The following is a 21,763-nucleotide window of genomic DNA, read 5'->3' as shown; positions in this document are numbered from 1 at the left end:
TCCTTACTGAAATCTACTGAATTCTGCTTCTGGCTACTGAATTAGACCGGCCCAGTAGCAGGAAGTTCAATTCAGTAGATTTCAGGAGAAGATTCAGTAGGTTTGCTATAAGGAGAATGCGGTACTACCCATGGTGTGTATTCTCGCGGCAATCTCAGAGGGCGGTGCGCAGGGCGAACAGTTCGGGGAACAGCACCACGTCCAGCATCTTGCGCAGGTAGCTGACGCCGGCCGTGCCGCCGGTGCCGGTCTTGAAGCCGATGATGCGTTCGACCGTGGTGACGTGGCGGAAGCGCCAGAAGCGGAACGCGGTCTCCAGGTCGACCAGCTTTTCGGCCAGCTCGTACAGCGCCCAGTAGCGGCTTGGGTCGCGGTAGACTTCCAGCCACGCTTCTTTGACGGACTCGTCGGAGGCGGTCGGCAGCGTCCAGTCGGCGTTGAGGCGTTCGGCGGAGACGGGCAGGCCGTTGCGGGCCAGTAGCTTGATCGCTTCGTCGTAGACCGAGGGTTCGCGCAATGCCTTGTCCAGCACGGCGAACGCGTCGGGCGCGGTGGTGTGGACGTTGAGCAGGGCGGCGTTCTTGTTGCCGAGGATGAACTCGATCTCGCGGTACTGGTAGGACTGGAAACCCGACGATGCGCCCAGGTAGGGGCGGATGGCCGTGTATTCCGGCGGCGTCATCGTGGCGAGCACGTCCCATGCGTGCACCAGCTGGTCCATGATGCGGGCCACGCGGGCCAGCATCTTGAAGGCCGGCGCCAGATCGTCCGATTGCAGGTGGGCGCGCACCGCGTGCATTTCGTGCAGCATCAGCTTCATCCACAGTTCGCTGGTCTGGTGCTGGACGATGAACAGCATTTCATTGTGGTTGGGCGACAGCGGGTGCTGGGCGGTGAGGATCTGGTCCAGGCCCAGGTAGTCGCCGTAGCTCATCTTGTTGCTGAAGTCCATATCGGCGCCGTGCCACTGTGCATCGGAGGCGTGCATCGGGCAGCCGGTTTTTTGGGAATCGCTCATATCGTTTATCTCGTTATTAAGTCACTGCGTCGCGCTTGGCGTCGACGTTGTAATCCTTGCGGTCCAGGATGTCGCGCAGGATCTCGACCGCATCCCAGACGTCGGCATAGCTGGTGTACAGCGGCGTGAAGCCGAAGCGCATGATGGCGGGTTCACGGTAGTCGCCGATGACGCCGCGCGCGATCAGCGCCGTCATCACCGCGTAGCCGTGCGGATGGGTGAAGCTGACCTGGCTGCCTCGGCGCGCATGTTCGCGTGGCGTGACCAGGCCCAGCGGATGATCGGCGCAGCGCTGCTCGACCAGCGTGATGAACAGGTCGGTCAGGGCCAGCGACTTGGCGCGGATGGCGGCCATGCTGGTCTGGCCGAACACGTCCAGGCCGCATTCGACCATGGCCAGCGACACCACCGGCTGGGTGCCGCACAGCGCGCGGCCGATGCCGTCGGTGGGCGCGAAGTCGGGCGCCATCGCGAATGGCGCGGCGTGGCCCCACCAGCCCGACAGCGGCTGACGGAAGGCGGCCTGGTGCTTGCGCGGCACCCAGATGAAGGCCGGCGAGCCGGGGCCGCCGTTCAGGTACTTATAAGTGCAGCCTACCGCGAGGTCGGCGCCGTCGTCGTTCAGGGCGACCGGCACCGCGCCGGCCGAGTGCGCCAAATCCCAGACGATCAGTGCGCCGGCGGCGTGGGCCAGGGCGCTGGCGGCGCGCATGTCGTGCTGGTAGCCGGTGCGGTAGTTGACGTGGGTGAGCATGACGACGGCGGTGTCGGCGCCGATGGCGGCCGGCAGTTCCTCCACCGAGTCGACCAGCTTGACGCTGTAGCCGCGTTCCAGCCAGCTGCTCAGGCCCTGGGCCATATAGATGTCGGTGGGGAAGTTGGAGCGTTCGGTGACGATCACGCGGCGGGCCTGGCGGGCGGGGTCGGCGGCCTGCATGTGCAGCGCGGCGGCCAGCGCCTTGAACAGGTTGACCGAGGTGGTGTCGGTGACGACCACTTCGCCGTCGGCGGCGCCGATTAGCGGCGCCAGGCGGTTGCCCAGGCGCTTGGGCAGGTCGAACCAGCCGGCGGTGTTCCAGCTGCGGATCAGGTCATGGCCCCATTCCTGGGCGATCACCTGCTGGGCGCGGGGCAGCGCGGCCTTGGGGCGGGCGCCTAAAGAGTTGCCATCCAGATAAATCACATGCGGCGGCAGGTCGAACTGGTCGCGCAGGGCGGCGAGCGGGTCTTGCGCGTCGCGGGCCAGGCAGTCGTTGCGAGTTGTCATTGTGTAACTTTCTTGCAGGGTAGGTGGAATGCTTTAGGCTTAAATAAGTTGCCAGTGTAACCCGAAATACCGGGGGCGGACCCGGTTCGTAGGCCGATACCAAGCCCTTGGGGCGCCTTGAAACCCGCATGTTTGCTGGCTTTGCGACTTTTTTTAAATTATTTTCGATTTTTTTCAAAAAAACCCTAAAGTTCCCCAAAACGCTGCCGTTACCAGTTTCATGATGAGCGGAAAAGCGCCATCAGGTGGCAAGACGGAAGTCGAAAATACTTCAAAATATTTTTGCGGAAACCCTAAAGTTCCCCGAAATGCTGCCGTAACCGGGTTAGATGTAGCAAAAAAGAGTCGCCATACAGACTATTTTTCGTTTCACGACAGGACTTTTTTGAAGATCTTGGACCTTATGAAACCCGCGCCGCAAGGGCGTGGGTGAGCGATCTGCGAGTGTTTGTCAGACAAACACCGACGGGTCGTGCCCGCTATTTCCCGACGAAAAATACGGAGGACATCCTCTACTCGTATTTTTGTTGCTCCCGCAGAATGTATCTCACTGGAAACGCAATTGTGTTCCGCAGTGCAGATCACGGACTAGGAGATGGAAATGACCGCTAACGATATGATGGCTGAAATTCGCGATGCCAATCTGAGCTACCTGATGTTGGCCCAGCAGATGATACGCGCCGACAAAGTCACCGCGATCTTCCGCCTCGGCATCGCCGCAGAGATCGCCGACCTGATCGAGGGCATGAGCAACGCCCAGATCCTGAAACTGGCAGGCGGCAACATGATGCTGGCCCGCTTCCGCTTCGACGACAGCGCCATCCTGTCGATGCTGACCAACTACAATAAAGACCGGGTGCTGGCCCAGTCGCACGCCGCCATCCTGATGGCCGGCCAGGCCGTCGAAGAAATCGCTTAACCGCCGCCGGAGCCGATCATGACCAAGAAAAGCGTAGTGACGGAAGCCCAGGAAATCCAGCTGGCCATCGAACTGATACAGCTGGGCGCGCGCCTGCAGTTGCTGGAGTCGGAAGTGTCGTTGTCGCGCGAACGCCTGCTCAAGCTGTACAAGGAACTCAAGGGTGTGTCGCCGCCCAAGGGCATGCTGCCGTTTTCCACCGACTGGTTCCTGACCTGGCAGCCGAACATCCACGCTTCGCTGTTCATCAACATCCATAAATTCCTGACCGAGCACGCCGGCGCCACCGGCATCGAGGCGGTCATGAAAGCCTACAAGCTGTACCTGGAACAAATGCCGCCGGAAGCGGGCGAGGAGCCGCTGCTGTCGCTGACCCGCGCCTGGACCCTGGTGCGCTTCTTCAGCAGCAAGATGCTGGAACTGGCCCCGTGCGGCAAATGCCAGGGCAAGTTCGTGGTCAACTGCATGGACTTGAACGGCAGCTATGTCTGCGGCCTGTGCCACATGCCTTCGCGCGCCGGCAAGACCAAGAAGGCGCGCGACGCCGACGCCCTGGCCGCGTGAACCGGCCGTCCCGCCCCGACTCCTATCTCCGGCGCCTGGCCCGCGCGCCCGCCGTGCGGGCGCTGCTGATCCAGTGCGGCGCCGCGCCCCTGACCCTGGCCATCCTGTACGTGATGGCCAGTTTCCGTTTTGACGTCGACGGCCGCAGCCTGGTGCTGGTGCAGGGCCTGCTCGCGGCCGGCCTGAGCTGGAAGCTGGGCCTGGCCGTGTGGTGGCGCGCGATCCAGTTGCTGTTCCCGGCCGCTCTGCTGGCGGCGCTGGCGCTGCAACTGCCGCCGTGGCTGTTCCTGGCGGCCTTCCTCCTGCTGCTCGGCCTGTACTGGTCGACCTTCCGCACGCAAGTGCCGTACTACCCGTCGCGCCCGGCGGTCTGGGATGCGGTACGTCAAGTGCTGCCGCCGCCGGCCGCCGGCAAGCGCCTGCGCATGATCGACATCGGCAGCGGGCTGGGCGGGCTGGTGCTGTACCTGGCGCGGCAGCGGCCGGACGCCGAGTGCAGCGGCATCGAACTGGCGCCGCTGCCGTGGCTGGCGAGCCGCTTGCGCGCCGCGCTGGCCGGCAGCCGCGCCCGTTTCACGCTGGGCGATTACGAACAGCTCGACTTCGCCCAATATGAGCTGGTGTTCGCCTACCTGTCGCCGGCCGCGATGGACGGCCTGTGGCGCAAGGCCGCCGCCGAAATGCAGCCCGGCGCCATGCTGATCAGCTACGAGTTTGCCATCCACGCCCGTGCGCCCGATCAGACCATTCACGCCACAGAGGGCGGCGCCGCCCTCTACATATGGTACTTTTAAGCATCATTTCGCGTTATTCTCTTGCCCGCTCCCCCCTAGTCACGCTATTGTAGTTCTACATGTAAATTTATTGAAAACGGCCGTTTGTTAGGTATGATGCGTGCCGTTTTCATTCTGGGGAGTCAGCGCGCTTGTTAGTCATAATTGGATATGTAGTGGTCTGTGTCGGCGTGTTCGGCGGCTTCGCCATGAACGGCGGGCATCTGGCCGCGCTGCTGCAGCCGCTGGAGCTGGTGATGATCGGCGGCGGCGCGCTCGGCGCCTTCCTGGTCGGTAACAACGGCAAGGCGATCAAGGCCACGCTGGCCGCCTTGCCGACGCTGTTCAAGGGGTCGCGCTACACCAAGGATTTGTACATGGAGCTGATGTCGCTGCTGTTCGACGTCCTGTCCAAGGTGCGCAAGGAAGGCTTGATGTCGATCGAAGGCGATATCGACAGCCCGGAGCAAAGCCCGCTGTTCAGCAAGTATCCCAGCGTGCTGGAAGACCACCACATCGTCGAGTTCATGACCGATTATCTGCGCCTGATGGTGTCGGGGAATATGGATGCGTTCCAGATCGAAAACCTGATGGACAACGAGATCGACACCCACCACCACGAGCACGCCGTGCCGGCGCACGCCATCGCCAAGCTGGGCGACGGCATGCCGGCGTTCGGCATCGTGGCGGCGGTGATGGGCGTGGTGCACACGATGGAATCGGTGGGCTTGCCGCCGGCCGAGCTGGGCATCCTGATCGCCCACGCGCTGGTCGGCACCTTCCTCGGGATTTTGCTGGCCTACGGCTTCGTCGGCCCGCTGGCCAGCCTGCTGGAGCAAAAGCTGGATGAATCGACCAAGATGTACCAGTGCGTCAAGGTCACGCTGCTGGCCAGCCTGAACGGCTATGCGCCGGCGCTGGCGGTGGAATTCGGCCGCAAGGTGCTGTACTCGACCGAGCGCCCGACCTTCGCCGAGCTGGAAGACCATATCAAGAAATCGAAGTCCAAGTGACAGCAACCATAAGGAATCGCCATGGCTGAAGAGGGCTTGCGGCCGATTATCGTCAAGCGCATCAAGAAGGGCGGCGGCGGCCACCATGGCGGCGCCTGGAAGATCGCGTATGCCGACTTCGTGACGGCGATGATGGCCTTCTTCCTGCTGATGTGGCTGCTGGGCTCGACCACCAAGGGCGACCTCAACGGTATCTCCGAATACTTCAAGACGCCGCTGAAGGTCGCCATGCAGGGCGGCTCGGGCAGCGGCGACAGTTCGTCGGTGATCCCGGGCGGCGGCAAGGATTTGACGCGGCGCGACGGCCAGGTCAAGGCCAGCGACGATCCGCAGATCAAGAAAACCTTTAACCTGACCGCCGCCAAGGCCGCGCTGGAAGCCGAGGAAAACCAGCGCCTGAAAGCGCTGAAGGAAAAGATCGAAGCCAAGATCGAGGCCAACCCGCTGCTGAAGAAATACAAGGAACAGCTGCTGCTCGACATCACCAGCGAAGGCTTGCGGATCCAGATCGTCGACGAGCAAAACCGCCCGATGTTCGCGCTGGCCAAGGCCGAGCTGCAACCGTACACGCGCGAGATCCTGCACGAGATCGGTTTCGTGCTGAACGACGTGCCGAACAAGATCGGCCTGTCCGGCCACACCGATTCGACGCCCTACCTGAGCGACGCCGGCTACAGCAACTGGGAATTGTCGGCCGACCGCGCCAACGCCTCGCGGCGCGAGCTGATCGCCGGCGGCATGGCCGACGCCAAGGTGCTGCGCGTGGTGGGCCTGGCCTCGGCCGCCAACCTCGACAAGGCCGACCCGTTCAACCCGATCAACCGCCGCATCAGCATCATCGTGATGAACAAGCGCACCGAGGAAAACGTGATGCGCGACGGCGCGCGCCAGCTGGAAGTGGGCGCCGACGAAGGCCAGGCGCCGCCGGCGGCGCCGGCCGGTCCGCCGGTGCGCAAGTAGCACGCAACAAGTACGGCAAGCGGAACAACGAGACTGTTATGACGAGAAAAAAAATCCTGGGCTCACATGTAAAACGCCTGTTGTCGGGCGTGTCTGACCATGGACGCAAGCATTTAACCGAGGTCGAGACCGACCTGATCCAGACCGGCCTGCTGCTGGAGGAAGCGATCGAAAAGCTGTCCTTCAACTTCATGGCCATCCACCAGGCGGTGGAGGCCGAGCAGGCCACGATCCAGCTGCTGCTCGACGGCGGCACCGCCAGCGCCGAACAGCGCGCCCAGCTGGAGGCGCTGCAGGGCCAGGTCGGCGGCTACGTCAACGCCGCCATCACCAGCCTGCAGTTCCAGGACATGACCAGCCAGCTGATCGACCGCACGCTCAAGCGCGTGACGGGCCTGCGCGAGTTCCTCGGCACGCTGGGCGCGCACGGCGCCGAGATGCTGCCCGAGAGCGACAACGAGGAAATCGTCGCGCTGCTGGGCAAGGTCAGCATGGCGCTGGCGATCCAGAGCCTGGAATTGCGCAGCGTGCTGCGCAAGGCCGTCAGTCAACAACACCTGGAGAGCGGCGACATCGAACTGTTTTGAGCGCCGCGACCTACCGATTGTTTTAAAAACGGACCCCGTCCGCATTGATAAGAGTGAGAACCAAGATGGCCAAGACAATACTTGCAGTTGATGATTCCAGTTCCCTGCGCCAGATGGTGGCCTTCAGCCTGAAAGCGGCCGGCTACCTGGTGGTGGAAGCGGTGGACGGCCAGGACGGCCTGGAAAAAGCCAAGCTGCAAAGCGTCGACCTGGTGCTGACCGACCAGAACATGCCGCGCATGGACGGCCTGCAGCTGATCAAGCTGCTGCGCGAACTGCCGGCCTACCAGAAGACGCCGATTTTGATGCTGACCACCGAATCGTCCGACGAGATGAAAGCCAAGGGCCGCGCCGCCGGCGCCAACGGCTGGCTGGTCAAGCCTTTCGATCCCCAGCGGCTCATCGAGGTAGTGAAGAAGGTCATCGGCTGATAAGGCGCGTGCAATGATGCTAAGCGAAACTTACGGAGTATCCCCATGACCATCGATATAAGCCAGTTTTTCCAGGTCTTTTTCGATGAGGCCGAGGAACTGCTGGCGGAAATGGAACGGCTGCTGCTGGCCGTCAACGTCGAGCAGCCGGACCCCGAGGATCTGAACGCGATCTTCCGCACCGCCCATTCCGTCAAGGGCGGCGCCTCCACGTTTGGCGTCACCGACATGACGGAAGTGACCCACATCCTGGAAACGCTGCTGGACCGCATCCGCAAGGGCGAGATGGCGCTGACCTCCGAGCATGTGGACGCCTTCCTGGCGGCCAAGGACATCCTCAAGATGCAGCTCGACGGCCACCGCCACGGCGCGGCCGTCGACCAGGACGCGGTCGGCGACGTGCGCATGATGCTGCAGTCGCTGGCGCAGGACGTGCCGCTGGCGGCCATGGCCCATGTGGCGCCATCGTTCCACGCCGGCGAGACCAAGGCGGTCGACCACAGCGGCGGACGGCGCTACCGGCTGGAACTGCCGGCCATGGTGCACCGCGAAGTGACGGCCCTGGGCGCCGAGCTGGGCCTGATGGGCCACGTCTCGATCACGCCGCTGGACCACGACCGCAACGCCATGGTCGTCACCACCCACGAGAGCCTGGACGACATCATCGCCATCTGCTCCTTCGTGCTGAACCCGGACGACATGGTCGTCACCGAACTGCCGGCGCTGGACGCCAGGCAGGCCAAGCTGGAAAACGCCGAACGCTCCAAGGTCGAGAGCGCGCTGGGCTATGGCTTCTTCGACGAGACCGAGCTGCATCCGGCCGCCAAGGGTGGCGAGGGCTACGGCTTCTTCCAGCCGCTCGACGAGATCCGCGCCGCCGCCCAGGCCGGCGCCGAGGATGCGCAGGGCTATGGCTTCTTCCAGCCGGTCGAGCAAATCCGCGCGGCGGCCGGCATCGTCGCCGAGGCCGCGCCGACCGTGCAGCAGCAAGCCGCCGAAGAGGAAAAGAAAGCCGCCAAGAAGGAAGAGAAGGGCGGTCCCGGCCCCGGCGCCGAATCGTCGTCGATCCGCGTGTCGATCGAAAAGGTCGACCAGCTGATCAACCTGGTGGGCGAGCTGGTCATCACGCAGGCGATGATCGAGCAGCGCGTCGACACGCTGGACCCGATGGTGCACGAGCGCCTGCTCAATAGCGTGAGCCAGCTGACCCGCAACACCCGCGACCTGCAGGAAGCGGTGATGTCGATCCGCATGATGCCGATGGACTTCGTGTTCTCGCGCTTCCCGCGCATGGTGCGCGACCTCGCGGCCAAGCTGGGCAAGAAGGTCGACTTCATCACCAACGGCGCCGCGACCGAACTGGACAAGGGCCTGATCGAGCGCATCGTCGACCCGCTGACCCATCTGGTGCGCAACTCCATCGACCATGGCATCGAAATGCCCGAGGTGCGCCGCGCCGCCGGCAAGAGCGACGCCGGCCGCCTGTTCCTGTCGGCCTCCCACCAGGGCGGCAACATCATCATCGAAGTGTCGGACGATGGCGGCGGCCTGAACCGCGAACGCATCCTGGCCAAGGCCGAGCAGAACGGCTTGCCGCTGCACGAGAACATGAGCGACGCCGAAGTCTGGCAACTGATCTTCGCGCCGGGCTTCTCGACCGCCGAGCAAGTGACCGACGTCTCCGGCCGCGGCGTCGGCATGGACGTGGTCAAGCGCAACATCACCGCCATGGGCGGGGTGGTCGACATCCGCTCGGCCAAGGGTTTCGGCACCACGATCTCGATCTCGCTGCCGCTGACGCTGGCGATCCTGGACGGCATGTCGATCCGGGTCGGCGAGGAAGTCTACATCCTGCCGCTGGGCTTTGTCATCGAATCGCTGCAGCCGGCGCCGGAAGACGTCAAGGAAATTTCCGGCAAGGGCAGGGTGATCAAGGTGCGCGGCGAATACCTGCCGCTGGTGCCGCTGTACCAGATGTTCGGCATCGCGCCGCGCTTCACCGATCCCTGCCAGGGCATCGTGGTCATCATCGAGACCGACGGCCGCAAGGCCGGCCTGTTCATCGACGACCTGGTCGGCCAGCAGCAGGTGGTGGTCAAGAACCTGGAATCGAATTACCGCAAGGTGGCCGGCATTTCCGGCGCCACCATCCTGGGCGACGGCGGCGTGTCGCTGATCCTCGACGTCGCCGCATTGATACGCTCATCCCGCCAGCTCGCTGACGAACAGATTTTTAGCTAATCCCATCAAGGAAACCATCATGGCAGACGTACTAACCACCGGGGCAAACGAGATCGCCGGCCACGAATACCTGGCGTTCACGCTGGGCTCGGAGGAATACGGCATCGACATCCTGAAGGTGCAGGAAATCCGCGGCTACGAAACCGTGACCCGGATCGCCAACGCGCCCGCGTTCATCAAGGGCGTGATCAACCTGCGCGGCATCATCATCCCGGTGGTGGACATGCGCATCAAGTTCAACCTGGGCGAGCCGGTGTACGACCAGTTCACCGTGGTCATCATCCTCAACATCGGCGGCCGCATCGTCGGCATGGTGGTGGACTCGGTGTCGGACGTCACCACGCTCACGCCCGAACAGGTCAAGCCGTCGCCGGAAATGGGCACCGCCTTCAGTTCCGACTACATGATCGGCCTGGGCACCATCGATGAGCGTATGCTGATCCTGGTGAACATCGACAAGCTGATGTCGAGCGCCGAGATGGGCTTGATGGAACAGCTGGCGGCCTAGGCCGGGCAGCAGCACGCGGCAGCGCCCGGCAGAGTGCGCGCCGCAACGAACACAACGATACGGGGTTCGCAGGCCGTACCCGGCGGACAAATAGAACAGACAGCAATAGGGGAGAAACCACATGAATTTACGCGACTTCAAAATCGGCGCACGGCTGCGCATCGGCTTCGGCAGCATTCTGCTGATCCTGGTGGTCATGGTCCTGATGACCAACTACCTGAACTACAGCAACAAGAGCAAGCTGACCGGCGGCCTGGAGCTGGCGACCGAGAAGAACCTGGAGGCGGGCATCATGAAGAGCGCGATGCTGGAAACCGGCATCGCCATGCGCAACATCGGCCTGCAGTCCGACGTCAGCCTGATGCAGAAGGAAGAGCAAAAGGTCAAGGACCAGCGCGCCCGCTACGACAAGGCGCTGGCCAGCCTGAAGGCGCAGGGCTTGAACGACGCCGAAAAGAAAGTGCTGGCCGATATCGCCGCGCTCGACACCGACACCGACAAGGCCTTCAAGGAGGCCATCGGCCAGGTGCTGGCGTTTAACAGCGAAGGCGCGGCCAAGGTCATTTCCGGCCGCATCGACCCGCTCAACCAGCAGACGCTGGCCCTGATCAACAAGCTGGTCGACATGCAGCAGGCCGCCGCCAAGGATGTGATGGCCGGCTCGGTCACGGCCGACCGCAGCCTGATGATGATGCTGTTCCTGCTGGGCGCGATCGCGGTGGCGATCGGCATCGCCTGCGCCGCCGTCATCACCCGCTCGATCACCGGCCCGCTGGCCGGCGCGGTCGAAGTCGCGCAAAAAGTGGCGGCCGGCGAGCTGACCTCGCAAGTCTACGTCGAAGGCAAGGACGAGACCAGCGAACTGCTGCAGGCGCTGAAGGACATGAACGACAGCCTGGCCAAGACCGTCGGCGACGTCCGCACCGGCACCGAGCTGATCTCGACCGCGTCGCAGGAAATCGCCTCCGGCAACGCCGACCTGTCGGCCCGCACCGAATCGCAGGCCAGCTCGCTGGAAGAGACCGCGTCGTCGATGGAAGAACTGACCTCGACCGTCAAGCAAAACGCCGACAACGCCCGCCAGGCCAACCAGCTGGCCGTGACCGCCTCGTCGGTGGCGGAAAAGGGCGGCACCGTGGTCTCGCAGGTCGTGGAAACCATGGGCTCGATCAAGGCCAGCTCCAGCAAGATCGTCGACATCATCGGCGTGATCGACGGCATCGCTTTCCAGACCAACATCCTGGCGCTGAACGCGGCCGTCGAAGCGGCGCGCGCGGGCGAGCAGGGCCGCGGCTTCGCGGTGGTCGCTTCCGAGGTGCGCAACCTGGCGCAGCGCTCGGCCGGCGCCGCCAAGGAAATCAAGGAACTGATCGGCGATTCGGTCAACAAGGTCGACGCCGGCAGCAAGCTGGTCGACGAGGCCGGCCAGACCATGGACCTGATCGTCACGTCGATCCGCCAGGTGGCCGACATCATGGGCGAGATCACCGCCGCCACCCAGGAACAGAGCAACGGCATCGAGGAAGTCAACCAGGCCATCACCCAGATGGACGAGATGACCCAGCAGAACGCCGCGCTGGTGGAAGAAGCGGCCGCGGCGGCCGAGAGCATGCAGGAGCAGGCCGAGTTGCTGGCGCAGGCGGTCAGCATCTTCAAGCTGTCGAACGATGAGTCGGGCCGTCGCCCGGCCGCGCGCGCGGCGGCGCCGTCGGCGCCGGCCCGTCCGGCCGCGCCGGTGGCCCAGCGCGCCCCTGCCGTGGCCGCGCGCCCGGCGGTGGCCGCCGCCAAGCCGGCCGCGCCCAAGAAGCTGAGCTCGGCCCCGGCCGCCGGCGACGAATGGGAAGAGTTTTAAGCAGCAGCAAGCGGCGTCCCCTGCGGGACGTCGCCGCAGGCATTGTTAGTTTAGATTAAGGAATACAGAACATGCCGCAAACCAAAGACACCGTCAAAGAGTTTGATTTCAACGCCAAGGACTTCGAACGCGTCCGCGGCCTGATCTACAAACGGGCCGGCATCTCGCTGGCCGACAGCAAGCAAGAGATGGTGTACAGCCGCCTGGCGCGGCGTTTGCGCGCCACCGGCATCGCCTCCTTCGCCAAGTACCTGGACGACCTGGAGGCCGGCCGCCTGGGCGAGGAATGGGAGTCGTTCACCAACGCGCTGACCACCAACCTGACCTCGTTCTTCCGCGAAGCCCACCATTTCCCCTTGTTGGCCGAGCACATCAAGCACAAGCGCGAGCCCATCACCATCTGGTGCTCGGCCAGCTCGACCGGCGAAGAACCGTATTCGATCGCCATGACCGTGTGCGAAGCGTTCAACACGCTCACGCCCAACTGCCACATCATCGCCACCGACATCGACACCAATGTGCTGGCCACGGCCGCCAACGGCGTGTATTCGATGGACCGGCTGGACAAGATGTCGCCGGAGCGCTCGCGCCGCTTCTTCCTGAAAGGCAAGGGCGACCGCGAGGGCATGGCCCGCGTGCGGCCCGAGCTGCGCAACATGATCACCTTCAAGCCGCTCAACCTGCTGGCCGACGGCTGGCCGCTGAGCGGCCAGTTCGACGTGATCTTTTGCCGCAACGTCATGATTTACTTCGACAAAGCCACGCAGCGTAAAATCCTGTCCCGCTTTGTCCCATTGATGAAACCGGACGCCTTGCTGTTTGCGGGCCATTCGGAGAATTTCCTCTACGTGTCGGAGTCGCTCAAACTACGCGGCAAGACGGTGTACGAGCTGGACGAACAACACCGTGGCGCTGCTCAAAAAGCATCGCAACGCACATGAGAGTAAAACATGGACCTCGAACAATTTGCCACGAACGTTTATTACGATAGAACGTTCGACTGCGAAGCCGCCAAGATACTGCCGGGCGAGTACTACTTCACCAACAAGGACATGTTGATCGTGACGGTGCTCGGTTCCTGCGTGTCGGCCTGCATCCGCGACCGCGTGACCGGCCTGGGCGGCATGAACCACTTCATGCTGCCCGACGGCGGCGGCGACAACGGCAGCCCTGTGTCGGCCTCGGCCCGCTACGGCACCTACGCGATGGAGATCCTGATCAACGACCTGCTCAAGGCGGGCGCCAAGCGCGAGAACATGGAGGCCAAGGTGTTCGGCGGCGGCGCCGTGCTGAAAGGCTTCACCGCCATCAACGTCGGCGAACGCAACGCCGCCTTCGTGCTGAACTTCCTCAAGGTCGAGAAAATCCGCGTCGTGGCCGAAGACTTGAACGACATCCACCCGCGCAAGGTGTACTTCTTCCCGCGCACCGGCAAGGTGCTGGTCAAGAAACTGATGCAGACCCATAACGACACGCTGGCCAAGCGCGAAATCGAGTACGCCAGCCGCCTGAAGAAAGCGCCGGTGGGTGGCGATATCGACCTGTTTTAATGTAAGTAGTGGGGCCTTTTGCCCGGAAAGTAGCTTTTTATGAAGATCAAAGTCCTGATCGTCGACGATTCCGCGCTGATCCGCAGCGTGATGAGCGAGATCATCAACAGCCAGCCCGACATGGAGGTGGTGGGCGTCGCCCCCGACCCGCTGGTCGCGCGCGAGCTGATCAAGCAAACCAACCCCGACGTGCTGACGCTGGACGTCGAGATGCCGAAAATGGACGGCCTCGATTTCCTCGAAAAACTGATGCGATTGCGACCGATGCCGGTGGTGATGGTGTCCTCGCTGACCGAGCGCGGTTCCGAGATCACCATGCGCGCGCTGGAGCTGGGCGCGGTGGACTTCGTCACCAAGCCGAAGATCTCGATCCAGGCCGGCATGCGCGAGTACACCGACCTGATCACCGACAAGATACGCGCCGCCTCCAAGGCGCGCGTGCGGGCCCGCACCCTGCCGCAGCCCGGCGCCGAAGGCCAGGCGCCATTGCCGCAGCTGCGCAATCCGCTGACCTCGTCGGAAAAACTGATCATCATCGGCGCCTCCACCGGCGGCACCGAGGCGATCCGCGAATTCCTGATGCAGATGCCGTCCGACTGCCCGGGCATCCTGATCACCCAGCACATGCCGGAAGGCTTCACGCGCTCGTTCGCCAAGCGCCTCGATTCGCTGTGCAAGATCTCGGTGCAGGAAGCGGCCGGCAACGAGCGGGTGCTGCCGGGCCACGCCTACATCGCCCCCGGCCACTCGCACCTGTACCTGACCCGCAGCGGCGCCAACTACATGACCAAGATCGACCAGGCCGAGCCGGTCAACCGCCACCGGCCGTCGGTCGACGTGCTGTTCCGTTCGGCGGCGCAGTGCGCCGGTAAAAACGCGGTTGGGGTTATCCTGACCGGCATGGGCAAGGATGGCGCGGCCGGCATGCTGGAGATGAAGGGCGCCGGCGCGTATAATTTTGCCCAGGACGAGGCCAGTTGCGTGGTGTTCGGCATGCCGCGCGAAGCGATCGCGGTCGGCGCCGCCCACGAAGTCGGGGCCTTGCAAGCGCTGCCGGGCATGGTGCTGGGCTATCTGGCGGCCCACGGCATGCGCGCATTGCGGGTATGACGGGAGCAAATGCGCTTTAAATCGTCAAGTGTGACGTTTTACTGCTACTTTGTTCGCCTTAAAGCAACGAAAATGCTATCCTACAACTTGCTGGCAATTGTAGACACTATTAACAACCGCGTAGAGAAACAACGGAGTAATTCATGGCTGATCCAAAGATGAAATTTTTAGTCGTTGACGATTTTTCGACGATGCGCCGCATTGTCCGGAATCTGTTGAAGGAACTGGGTTATGCCAATGTCGACGAGGCAGAGGATGGCGTGATGGCGCTGGCGAAGCTGCGTGCCGAATCGTTCGACTTCGTCGTGTCCGACTGGAACATGCCGAACATGGACGGCTTGACGATGTTGCAAAACATTCGTGCCGATCCTGCGCTGGCCAAGCTGCCGGTGTTGATGGTGACGGCAGAAGCCAAGAAGGAAAACATCATCGCGGCGGCCCAGGCCGGCGCCAACGGCTACGTGGTCAAGCCCTTCACCGCTGCAACGCTGGATGAAAAACTGAACAAGATCTTCGAGAAACTCGGAGCTTGATGATGGTTGAGCAACAAAACGGCGCCATCGCAGGCACTGCGGTGGAGCCGAATGAGGAGTTTTTGTCGCGTATCGGCCACATGACGCGGGCCTTGCATGAAAGCCTGCGCGGCCTGGGTCTGGATAAATTGATAGAAAAAGCGGCGTCGGATATCCCCGACGCCCGTGACCGCCTCGATTATGTGGCGCGGCTCAGCGAAGACGCGGCGCAGAAAGTGTTGAACGCCACCGACGCCGCCAGTCCCTTGCAGGACCAGATCGCCGGCGACGCCAGGCAGCTGAGCGCTTCCTGGAACGGCTTGCTGGCCGGCGACGCTTCCGACGCGCAATGGCGCGCGCTGGCGCAGCAGACCATCGCCGCGCTGGACGGCGCCACCGCCGGCACCTCGCAGACCAAGGCGCATCTGATGGACATCATGATGGCGCAGGACTTCCAGGACCTGACCGGGCAGGTGATCAAGAAAGTCACCTCGATCGCGCAAAACCTTGAAAAGCAGTTGGTGCAGATGCTGATCGACTTTGCGCCTGAACAGATGAAGAAGGAAATCGACAACGGCTTGCTGAACGGACCGCAGATCGATCCGACCCGCGAGAACGTGGTGGCTGACCAGGAGCAGGTGGACGACTTGCTGGATAGTCTGGGCTTTTGATCTGTACCGGCCCGTTCGCCGCGGGCCTCCTCCCATACGAGCATCATGCATCAGACCAATTTTCTCGTTCGTGAGCCGCTGCTGGACCCCAAGCAGCGGGTGGTTGGGTATGAGATCTGCTGGCAGCGGCAGCGGCAGCAGCAGGGGCAGGCGCCGTCCTCGCCCGCCGAGCTGGAAGCGCTGGTGGCCTTCGTCGCCGGCCAGGTGCTGGATGCCGACGGCAACTGGGCCTTGCGCGACAAAATCCTTTTCCTCGAAGCGGTGCCGGCCATGCTGTCGACCGATGCCTTGCATCAGTTGCCGCCGGAACGCACCGTCCTCTCGCTCAAGACTTCCGAACTGGCCCATCCCGACACGCTGGCCGCCGTGCAGGCGCTGCGCGCCGGCGGCGTCGGCATCCTGCTGCGCGAGGCCGACCTGGCCCGCATCGGCAGCCGCCTGCCGACCATCGCCTCGTACGTGGAAGTGCGCTTTTCCGGCGCCGACGTCGGCACTCAGGCACGCGCCTACGCCGCGCTGAAGCAGTCGGCGGTGGGCATGGTGGCGCGGCCGGTCAGCAACTGGGCCGACTTCGACGCCTGCGCCGCGCTGGGGCTGAACGCCTTCGTCGGCAAGCTGCACCTGACGCCCCGTCCCAGCACCGACAGCAAGGGCTTGAATCCGGCCCAGGCCATCATCATGCAGCTGATGCAGATGGTGCGGCAGAACGCCGACATCGCCCAGCTGGAGGCGGTGCTCAAGCGCGACGCCACGCTGTCGTACAAGCTGCTGCGCTTCATCAACTCGGCCGGCTTCGGCGCCGGGCGCGAGATCCAGTCGCTGCGGCAGGCGCTGACCTTGCTGGGCTACACGCCGCTGTACCGCTGGCTGACCCTGCTGCTGGCGACGGCCAGCACCTCCGGCTACTCGCCGGTGCTGCTGGAGACGGCGGTGGTGCGCGGCCGCCTGGCCGAGCTGCTGGCGGTCGGCGCGCTGGGCAAGAGCGAGGCGGAAAACGTCTTCGTGGCAGGCATGTTCTCGCTGCTGGACCGGCTGCTGGGCATCAGCATGCAGGAAGTGCTGGCTAACATCCAGCTGTCCGACGACGTGGTGGCGGCGCTGCTGACGCGCAGCGGCAAGTACGGGCCCTACCTGGCGCTGGCCGAGGCTTGCGAACTCAATTCCGACCTGGTGGCCTCGCTGGCCGCCTCTCTCAAGCTGAGCCCGGAAGACGTCAACCAGGCCCACCTGTCCGCGCTGGCCTGGGCGCAAAACGTCGCCGCCTGACCCGTCGCAAACGGCGTCCGTGCGGGCGTTGACAAGGCGGGTTGTCGGGCGGATTATCGGCGTATGAACTCGAATTCCGACAAAGACTATATTGACGCCAAGGTGGAGAGTTACGACGCCAGGCTAGCTGCGATCGACGGCAAGATGGATACCAAGTTCGGCGCTGTCGATGCCCGCTTCGCCGCCACCGACGCCAAGCTTGAAGCCATCATTGCGATGATGGTGGAGATGCGCGCGGCGCTGGAAGCCAAGATCGAAAGCGCGTTCGAACGGGCCACCTCGCAGATGGTCAAATGGATGGTGGGCGTGCTTGCCGCAGGGATCACCATCGTCGTCACGGTGATGACCTTCGTGCTGAATAACGCGATCCCCAAGGCGCAGCCGCCCGCGCCGCTGGTGGCGCCGGCCGCCGCAGTGCCGGCCGTCATCATCCAGGTCACGCCGCAGGGCGTCAGCGTGCTGCCGGCGACGCCCGTGCCCGCGGCGCCGCCGCCCAAGCCTTAAATTTCCAGATTGTCGATCAGGCGGGTCGAGCCCAGCTTGGCGGCCGCCAGCACCAACAGCGGCGTGCCTTGCGCCAGGTCGCCGGCGCTCGGCGGCTGCAGGTCGATGCGCTTGCGGATCGAGATGTAGTCCGGCTTCCAGCCGCGCTGGGCCAGGTCGTCCATCGCCTTGTGCTCCAGCTGGAAGATGTCCAGGTGGCCGGAGCGCACCTCGGCCGCGACCGAGTTCAGGCTCTGGTACAGGGCCGGCGCTTCGGCGCGCTCGGCCGGCGACAGGTACATATTGCGCGACGACAGCGCCAGGCCGTCGTCGGCGCGGTAGGTCTCGGCGGCGATGATCTCGGTCGGCAGCGCGAACTGGCGGCTCATATTACGCACGATCATCAGCTGCTGGTAATCCTTCTTGCCGAACACGGCCACGCGCGGTTGCACGCAGGAGAACAGCTTGAGCACCACCGTGGTCACGCCGGTGAAGAAGCCCGGGCGGAACTCGCCCTCCAGTGTATTGCCCAGGTCGTCCGGCGGACGCACGCGGAATTCCTGCGGCTCCGGGTACAAATCCTTTTCGGTCGGCGCGAACAGCACGTACACGCCTTCCTTCTCCAGCTTCTCGACGTCGGCCTGGAAGGTGCGCGGGTATTTGTCGAAGTCCTCGTTCGGGCCGAACTGCAGGCGGTTGACGAAGATCGACGCCACCACCGGGTCGCCGTGCTTGCGCGCCAGGCGCATCAGGGACAGATGGCCCTCGTGCAGATTGCCCATGGTCGGGACGAAAGCGGTGCGCAGTTGGCCGCTGAGTTGGTCGCGCAGTTCTTCTATGGAGGTGACGATTTTCATGACATGGTCGCTATGAGCGTAAAGGGAATTCAGGGGCGCCTGCCGTCAGGCGGGCGAGTAGGCCAGCCGCACGTAGATGGGCGCGAACGGTTCGGCCTGGGTAATTTCGATCAGCGTTTCCTTGGCCAGCTCCAGCAGCGCGACAAAGTTCACCACCACCACCGGCACGCCGCCGGCGCCGTCGAACAGGTCGGCGAACTCGACGAAGCGGCTCGATTGCAGGCGCCGCAGGATGCCGGTCATGTGCTCGCGCACCGACAGTTCCTCGCGGCTGATCTTGTGGTGCTGGGTCAGCTTGGCGCGCTTGAGCACGTCCAGCCAGGCTTGCTGCAGGTCGATAGGCTCCACGTCCGGCCAGGTCGGCACCAGGCTTTGCTCGATGAAGATCTGGGTGCGGACGAAGTCGCGGTCCAGCTGCGGGATCGTGTTCAGGTCGTAGGCGGCCAGCTTGATCTGCTCGTATTCCAGCAGGCGGCGCACCAGCTCGGCGCGCGGGTCGTCGCTCTCGATGTCGAGCTCGGACTGGCGCTGCGGCAGCAGCATGCGCGATTTAATCTCGATCAGCATGGCCGCCATCAGCAGGTACTCGGCGGCCAGCTCCAGGTTGGACAGCCGGATCTGGTCGACATATTTCAGGTATTGCAGCGTCAGCTGCGCCATCGGAATGTCGAGGATGTTGAAGTTTTGCTTGCGGATCAGGTAGAGCAGCAAGTCCAGCGGGCCTTCGAAGGCGTCGAGGAAGATTTCCAGCGCGTCGGGCGGGATGTACAGATCGTTGGGCAGCTTGAGCAGCGGCTCGCCGTACAGGCGGGCGAGGGCGGCCACCTCGGTGGTGACGGCCGCCGCCTCGACCGCCGCGGCCGCCGTGGCCAGCTCCGCCGCCTCGGGCGACGGCTGTGCCCCGGCCTCGGCGAGGACGCCGTCGGCTGCTGGCGGCTGGACTTCAGCCATATCGTCTGGCAACATGCTTGCCGCCCCGGGGATGCTTAGACCTTGTTCTGGTAGACGTAGGCTTGTTGCTTGATGGCCGATTTCAGCTGGCGCTCCTGCTCATCGAGCGATACCGGCGGACGATCCCACAGCAGCGCGCGGCCTTGTTGCTGGCCAGCTTCCATGCCCGGGTTCTTTTCCTTCAGCGCCTTGATGAACAGGGTGTGCTCGGATTCGTACATCGAATGTTGTTTAGAGAGTTTCATATTTTCTAAGTGGGTGGATCAGCAACGGGTATTTTACCGCGCCGTGGCGGCCGGGCGCTAATGCTATCGCTCGCGGCCAGCGGGAAATGGCGGAATCGGCTATGCTCAAGTTGCAATATTGCATAGTTTCCGCGTAAAAATACCCGATGAGCACCCGTCTGACGCCCCGCACCGTATTCCTGCTGACCTTGCCGCCGCTGCTGTGGGCCGGCAACTCGATTGTCGGCCGCCTGGTGCACGACCAGCTGCCGCCGGTGCTGCTGAACCTGCTGCGCTGGGTGATCGCCTTCGCGCTGCTGTGGCCGCTGGCCGGGCCGGTGTTCCGGCGCGACGCCGGCCTGTGGCGCTATTGGAAGCAATACGCGCTGCTGGGCCTGTTCGGCATCGGCTTGTACAACACCCTGCAATACATGGCGCTGCAAACCTCGACGCCGATCAACGTCACGCTGGTCGCCTCCGGCATGCCGGTGTGGATGATGCTGACCGGCTGGCTGTTCTTCGGCGTGCCGGTCAGCCGGCGCCAGGTGGCCGGCGCCGCGCTGTCGATCGCCGGCGTGCTGCTGGTGCTGGCGCGCGGCGAATGGCGTCACGTGCTGGAGCTGCGGCTGGTGGCGGGCGATCTGTTCATGATACTGGCCACCATCGCCTGGTCGTTCTACAGCTGGCTGCTGATGCGGGTGCGCGAACCGGCCGCGCTGCGCGCCGACTGGGCCGGCTTCCTGCTGGCGCAGGTGGCGTTCGGCGTGCTGTGCTCGGGCGGCTTCGCGCTGGGCGAGCAGGCGCTGGGCGCGGCGCCGGTGCAGTGGAGCTGGACGCTGGCGGCGGCGCTGCTGTACGTGGCGGTGGGGCCGGCGGTGATCGCCTTCCGCTGCTGGGGCGAGGGCGTGCAGGCGGCGGGGCCTTCTATCGGCGCCTTCTTCGTCAACCTGACGCCCTTGTTCACGGCCGTGCTGTCGTCGGCCTTCCTGGGCGAGGCGCCGCACGGCTACCACGCGACGGCGTTCGGGCTGATCGTCGCCGGCATCGTGGTGTCGGCGCGGCGCTGACGCTGATCAATCGCCGGCGGCCTCCTTCAGTGCATCGATGAACACCCGCACTTTTTGCGGCAGGTGGGGCGAGGCGGGGAACACCGCGTGGATATCGCTTTCCGGCAGCGTCCACGCCGGCAGCAGCCGCACCAGGCGGCCGGCCTCCAAGTCCTCCCGCACTGAAAACTCGGTGGCCCGCAGCACGCCGTCGCCGGCCAGCGCGGCGGCCCGGCAGACGGTGGCGGTGTTGGTGGCGAAGACGGTATTGAGCATGCGCACCGCGTGCTGCCGGCCGTCCGCGTGCTCCAGCGTGAAACTCTGCGGCTGCTGCAACACCGTCAGCGCGATGTAGGGCAGGGCGGGCAGCGCTTCCGGCGCGTCCGGCATGCCGTGGCGGGCGACGAAGGCGGGGCTGGCCACCAGCCAGCGCCGCAGCCGTCCCACGCGCGCGGCCATGTAGCCGGAATCGGCCAGCTTGCCCAGCCGGACGGTGACGTCGATGCCCTCGGCGATCAGGTCGATCAGGCCGTCGCCGCACACCAGTTCCACCTTCAGCGCCGGATAGCGCGCCCGCAATTGCGACAGCAGCGGCGCCACCACCATCACACCGTAATCGATCGGCGACGCCACGCGCAGCGTGCCCTGCGGGATGTCGCGGCTGCTGCGGGCTTGTTCGATGGCTTGCCCGGCCTGTTGCAGCAGCTGGCGGCTGGCGTCGTAGAAGGCGCGGCCGGCTTCGGTCAGCGCCAGCTTGCGGGTGGAGCGCAGCAGCAGGCCGACGCCGACCTCGGCCTCCAGTAGCTGCATGTGCTTGCTGACCATGGACTTGGCCAGCCCGAGGCGCTCGGCGGCGGCCGTCAGCGAGCCGGCGTCGACGACGGCGACAAAGGTGATCAGGCGGTTCAGGTTGACGTTGTTTAATTCGACCATGGCGGGCGGTGGTAATGATTGTCCACC

Annotated in this window: 24 protein-coding genes; 18 read left to right on the top strand and 6 right to left on the bottom strand. The window is 64.2% G+C overall.

Annotation, left to right across the window (positions count from 1 at the left end):
• Positions 1 to 154 precede the first annotated feature (154 nt).
• Positions 155 to 1,018 carry a tryptophan 2,3-dioxygenase gene (kynA, locus tag DUGA2_RS30045; protein ID WP_070273002.1) on the bottom strand — a complete coding sequence of 288 codons (864 nt, stop codon included), beginning with the start codon at positions 1,016 to 1,018 and terminating at the stop codon, positions 155 to 157.
• 16 nt (positions 1,019 to 1,034) lie between these two features.
• Positions 1,035 to 2,285 carry a kynureninase gene (gene kynU / locus DUGA2_RS30040; RefSeq protein ID WP_070273001.1) on the bottom strand — a complete coding sequence of 417 codons (1,251 nt, stop codon included), beginning with the start codon at positions 2,283 to 2,285 and terminating at the stop codon, positions 1,035 to 1,037.
• Positions 2,286 to 2,886: 601 nt separating this feature from the next.
• Between kynU and flhD the strand changes: the two genes are divergently transcribed.
• The 17 genes from flhD (at position 2,887) to DUGA2_RS29955 (ending at position 17,746) form a co-directional block, all read left to right on the top strand.
• On the top strand, positions 2,887 to 3,204 hold the full coding sequence (gene flhD, locus DUGA2_RS30035) for a flagellar transcriptional regulator FlhD (protein WP_008450090.1): 318 nt from the start codon (positions 2,887 to 2,889) through the stop codon (positions 3,202 to 3,204).
• Between the two features lie 18 nt (positions 3,205 to 3,222).
• The gene (gene flhC, locus DUGA2_RS30030) at positions 3,223 to 3,768 is read left to right on the top strand and encodes a flagellar transcriptional regulator FlhC (protein ID WP_008450088.1); all 546 of its coding nucleotides are present in this window, start codon (positions 3,223 to 3,225) and stop codon (positions 3,766 to 3,768) included.
• Entirely contained in the window at positions 3,765 to 4,562 is a 798-nt protein-coding gene (locus tag DUGA2_RS30025; RefSeq protein WP_070273000.1) for a class I SAM-dependent methyltransferase, read from the top strand. Before flhC ends, DUGA2_RS30025 begins: the two co-directional genes overlap by 4 nt.
• 131 nt (positions 4,563 to 4,693) lie before the next feature.
• Positions 4,694 to 5,554, top strand: a complete 861-nt coding sequence (gene motA, locus DUGA2_RS30020) for a flagellar motor stator protein MotA (RefSeq protein WP_070272999.1) — start codon at positions 4,694 to 4,696, stop codon at positions 5,552 to 5,554.
• 21 nt (positions 5,555 to 5,575) lie between these two features.
• Complete coding sequence (gene motB, locus DUGA2_RS30015) at positions 5,576 to 6,514, top strand: flagellar motor protein MotB (protein WP_070272998.1); 939 nt, start codon at positions 5,576 to 5,578, stop codon at positions 6,512 to 6,514.
• Positions 6,515 to 6,552: 38 nt separating this feature from the next.
• Positions 6,553 to 7,101 (top strand): hypothetical protein, encoded by a 549-nt coding sequence (locus tag DUGA2_RS30010; protein ID WP_008450081.1) that lies wholly within the window; start codon positions 6,553 to 6,555, stop codon positions 7,099 to 7,101.
• A 65-nt stretch (positions 7,102 to 7,166) separates the two neighbouring features.
• Entirely contained in the window at positions 7,167 to 7,532 is a 366-nt protein-coding gene (locus tag DUGA2_RS30005; protein ID WP_008450079.1) for a response regulator, read from the top strand.
• A 45-nt stretch (positions 7,533 to 7,577) separates the two neighbouring features.
• Complete coding sequence (gene cheA / locus DUGA2_RS30000) at positions 7,578 to 9,773, top strand: chemotaxis protein CheA (RefSeq protein WP_070272997.1); 2,196 nt, start codon at positions 7,578 to 7,580, stop codon at positions 9,771 to 9,773.
• Positions 9,774 to 9,792: 19 nt separating this feature from the next.
• Positions 9,793 to 10,281: a chemotaxis protein CheW gene (locus tag DUGA2_RS29995; protein WP_008450076.1), complete on the top strand. Its 489-nt coding sequence runs from the start codon at positions 9,793 to 9,795 to the stop codon at positions 10,279 to 10,281.
• A 121-nt stretch (positions 10,282 to 10,402) separates the two neighbouring features.
• Positions 10,403 to 12,133: a methyl-accepting chemotaxis protein gene (locus DUGA2_RS29990; RefSeq protein WP_070272996.1), complete on the top strand. Its 1,731-nt coding sequence runs from the start codon at positions 10,403 to 10,405 to the stop codon at positions 12,131 to 12,133.
• Between the two features lie 71 nt (positions 12,134 to 12,204).
• A complete protein-coding gene (locus DUGA2_RS29985) occupies positions 12,205 to 13,074 on the top strand; it encodes a CheR family methyltransferase (RefSeq protein WP_070272995.1) in 870 nt (289 codons plus the stop codon).
• A gap of 9 nt (positions 13,075 to 13,083) precedes the next feature.
• Positions 13,084 to 13,683 (top strand): chemoreceptor glutamine deamidase CheD, encoded by a 600-nt coding sequence (gene cheD, locus DUGA2_RS29980; RefSeq protein WP_008450069.1) that lies wholly within the window; start codon positions 13,084 to 13,086, stop codon positions 13,681 to 13,683.
• A gap of 39 nt (positions 13,684 to 13,722) precedes the next feature.
• Positions 13,723 to 14,793: a chemotaxis response regulator protein-glutamate methylesterase gene (locus DUGA2_RS29975; RefSeq protein ID WP_008450068.1), complete on the top strand. Its 1,071-nt coding sequence runs from the start codon at positions 13,723 to 13,725 to the stop codon at positions 14,791 to 14,793.
• Positions 14,794 to 14,936: 143 nt separating this feature from the next.
• A complete protein-coding gene (gene cheY, locus DUGA2_RS29970; protein WP_008450066.1) occupies positions 14,937 to 15,326 on the top strand; it encodes a chemotaxis response regulator CheY in 390 nt (129 codons plus the stop codon).
• 2 nt (positions 15,327 to 15,328) lie between these two features.
• Positions 15,329 to 15,976: a protein phosphatase CheZ gene (gene cheZ / locus DUGA2_RS29965; RefSeq protein ID WP_070273008.1), complete on the top strand. Its 648-nt coding sequence runs from the start codon at positions 15,329 to 15,331 to the stop codon at positions 15,974 to 15,976.
• 45 nt (positions 15,977 to 16,021) lie between these two features.
• Positions 16,022 to 17,242, top strand: a complete 1,221-nt coding sequence (locus tag DUGA2_RS29960) for an EAL and HDOD domain-containing protein (protein WP_070272994.1) — start codon at positions 16,022 to 16,024, stop codon at positions 17,240 to 17,242.
• Positions 17,243 to 17,305: 63 nt separating this feature from the next.
• Positions 17,306 to 17,746 (top strand): hypothetical protein, encoded by a 441-nt coding sequence (locus DUGA2_RS29955; protein WP_070272993.1) that lies wholly within the window; start codon positions 17,306 to 17,308, stop codon positions 17,744 to 17,746.
• Here the strand turns inward: DUGA2_RS29955 and panC are convergent.
• From panC to DUGA2_RS29940, 3 genes are read right to left on the bottom strand one after another with little or no spacing between them, the layout of a single operon-like run.
• Complete coding sequence (panC, locus tag DUGA2_RS29950) at positions 17,743 to 18,582, bottom strand: pantoate--beta-alanine ligase (protein WP_070272992.1); 840 nt, start codon at positions 18,580 to 18,582, stop codon at positions 17,743 to 17,745. The genes DUGA2_RS29955 and panC overlap by 4 nt on opposite strands.
• A gap of 45 nt (positions 18,583 to 18,627) precedes the next feature.
• Positions 18,628 to 19,548 (bottom strand): ScpA family protein, encoded by a 921-nt coding sequence (locus DUGA2_RS29945; protein WP_070272991.1) that lies wholly within the window; start codon positions 19,546 to 19,548, stop codon positions 18,628 to 18,630.
• Between the two features lie 20 nt (positions 19,549 to 19,568).
• A complete protein-coding gene (locus DUGA2_RS29940) occupies positions 19,569 to 19,778 on the bottom strand; it encodes a DUF3460 family protein (protein WP_008450053.1) in 210 nt (69 codons plus the stop codon).
• A 146-nt stretch (positions 19,779 to 19,924) separates the two neighbouring features.
• Here DUGA2_RS29940 and DUGA2_RS29935 point away from each other — a divergent pair, with 146 nt between their 5' ends.
• Positions 19,925 to 20,824, top strand: a complete 900-nt coding sequence (locus DUGA2_RS29935; protein ID WP_070272990.1) for a DMT family transporter — start codon at positions 19,925 to 19,927, stop codon at positions 20,822 to 20,824.
• 6 nt (positions 20,825 to 20,830) lie between these two features.
• Here DUGA2_RS29935 and DUGA2_RS29930 read toward each other — a convergent pair whose 3' ends face one another.
• Positions 20,831 to 21,736 (bottom strand): LysR family transcriptional regulator, encoded by a 906-nt coding sequence (locus tag DUGA2_RS29930; RefSeq protein WP_070272989.1) that lies wholly within the window; start codon positions 21,734 to 21,736, stop codon positions 20,831 to 20,833.
• Positions 21,737 to 21,763 lie beyond the last annotated feature (27 nt).

This window comes from Duganella sp. HH101 (assembly GCF_001758795.1).
Classification (GTDB): Bacteria; Pseudomonadota; Gammaproteobacteria; order Burkholderiales; family Burkholderiaceae_D; genus Rugamonas; species Rugamonas rivuli.
The sequence above is the reverse complement of the archived record's forward strand: the minus strand, read 5'-3'. Positions and strand labels throughout refer to the sequence as shown.

Bases quoted from the DNA above. Each gene is read 5' to 3' on its own strand.
- kynA (WP_070273002.1), bottom strand. From the start codon at position 1,018: ATGAGCGATTCCCAAAAAACCGGCTGCCCGATGCACGCCTCCGATGCA.
- kynU (WP_070273001.1), bottom strand. From the start codon at position 2,285: ATGACAACTCGCAACGACTGCCTGGCCCGCGACGCGCAAGACCCGCTC.
- flhD (WP_008450090.1), top strand. From the start codon at position 2,887: ATGACCGCTAACGATATGATGGCTGAAATTCGCGATGCCAATCTGAGC.
- flhC (WP_008450088.1), top strand. From the start codon at position 3,223: ATGACCAAGAAAAGCGTAGTGACGGAAGCCCAGGAAATCCAGCTGGCC.
- motB (WP_070272998.1), top strand. From the start codon at position 5,576: ATGGCTGAAGAGGGCTTGCGGCCGATTATCGTCAAGCGCATCAAGAAG.
- DUGA2_RS30010 (WP_008450081.1), top strand. From the start codon at position 6,553: ATGACGAGAAAAAAAATCCTGGGCTCACATGTAAAACGCCTGTTGTCG.
- DUGA2_RS30005 (WP_008450079.1), top strand. From the start codon at position 7,167: ATGGCCAAGACAATACTTGCAGTTGATGATTCCAGTTCCCTGCGCCAG.
- cheA (WP_070272997.1), top strand. From the start codon at position 7,578: ATGACCATCGATATAAGCCAGTTTTTCCAGGTCTTTTTCGATGAGGCC.
- DUGA2_RS29995 (WP_008450076.1), top strand. From the start codon at position 9,793: ATGGCAGACGTACTAACCACCGGGGCAAACGAGATCGCCGGCCACGAA.
- DUGA2_RS29990 (WP_070272996.1), top strand. From the start codon at position 10,403: ATGAATTTACGCGACTTCAAAATCGGCGCACGGCTGCGCATCGGCTTC.
- DUGA2_RS29985 (WP_070272995.1), top strand. From the start codon at position 12,205: ATGCCGCAAACCAAAGACACCGTCAAAGAGTTTGATTTCAACGCCAAG.
- cheD (WP_008450069.1), top strand. From the start codon at position 13,084: ATGGACCTCGAACAATTTGCCACGAACGTTTATTACGATAGAACGTTC.
- DUGA2_RS29975 (WP_008450068.1), top strand. From the start codon at position 13,723: ATGAAGATCAAAGTCCTGATCGTCGACGATTCCGCGCTGATCCGCAGC.
- cheY (WP_008450066.1), top strand. From the start codon at position 14,937: ATGGCTGATCCAAAGATGAAATTTTTAGTCGTTGACGATTTTTCGACG.
- cheZ (WP_070273008.1), top strand. From the start codon at position 15,329: ATGGTTGAGCAACAAAACGGCGCCATCGCAGGCACTGCGGTGGAGCCG.
- DUGA2_RS29960 (WP_070272994.1), top strand. From the start codon at position 16,022: ATGCATCAGACCAATTTTCTCGTTCGTGAGCCGCTGCTGGACCCCAAG.
- DUGA2_RS29955 (WP_070272993.1), top strand. From the start codon at position 17,306: ATGAACTCGAATTCCGACAAAGACTATATTGACGCCAAGGTGGAGAGT.
- panC (WP_070272992.1), bottom strand. From the start codon at position 18,582: ATGAAAATCGTCACCTCCATAGAAGAACTGCGCGACCAACTCAGCGGC.
- DUGA2_RS29945 (WP_070272991.1), bottom strand. From the start codon at position 19,548: ATGTTGCCAGACGATATGGCTGAAGTCCAGCCGCCAGCAGCCGACGGC.
- DUGA2_RS29940 (WP_008450053.1), bottom strand. From the start codon at position 19,778: ATGAAACTCTCTAAACAACATTCGATGTACGAATCCGAGCACACCCTG.
- DUGA2_RS29935 (WP_070272990.1), top strand. From the start codon at position 19,925: ATGAGCACCCGTCTGACGCCCCGCACCGTATTCCTGCTGACCTTGCCG.
- DUGA2_RS29930 (WP_070272989.1), bottom strand. From the start codon at position 21,736: ATGGTCGAATTAAACAACGTCAACCTGAACCGCCTGATCACCTTTGTC.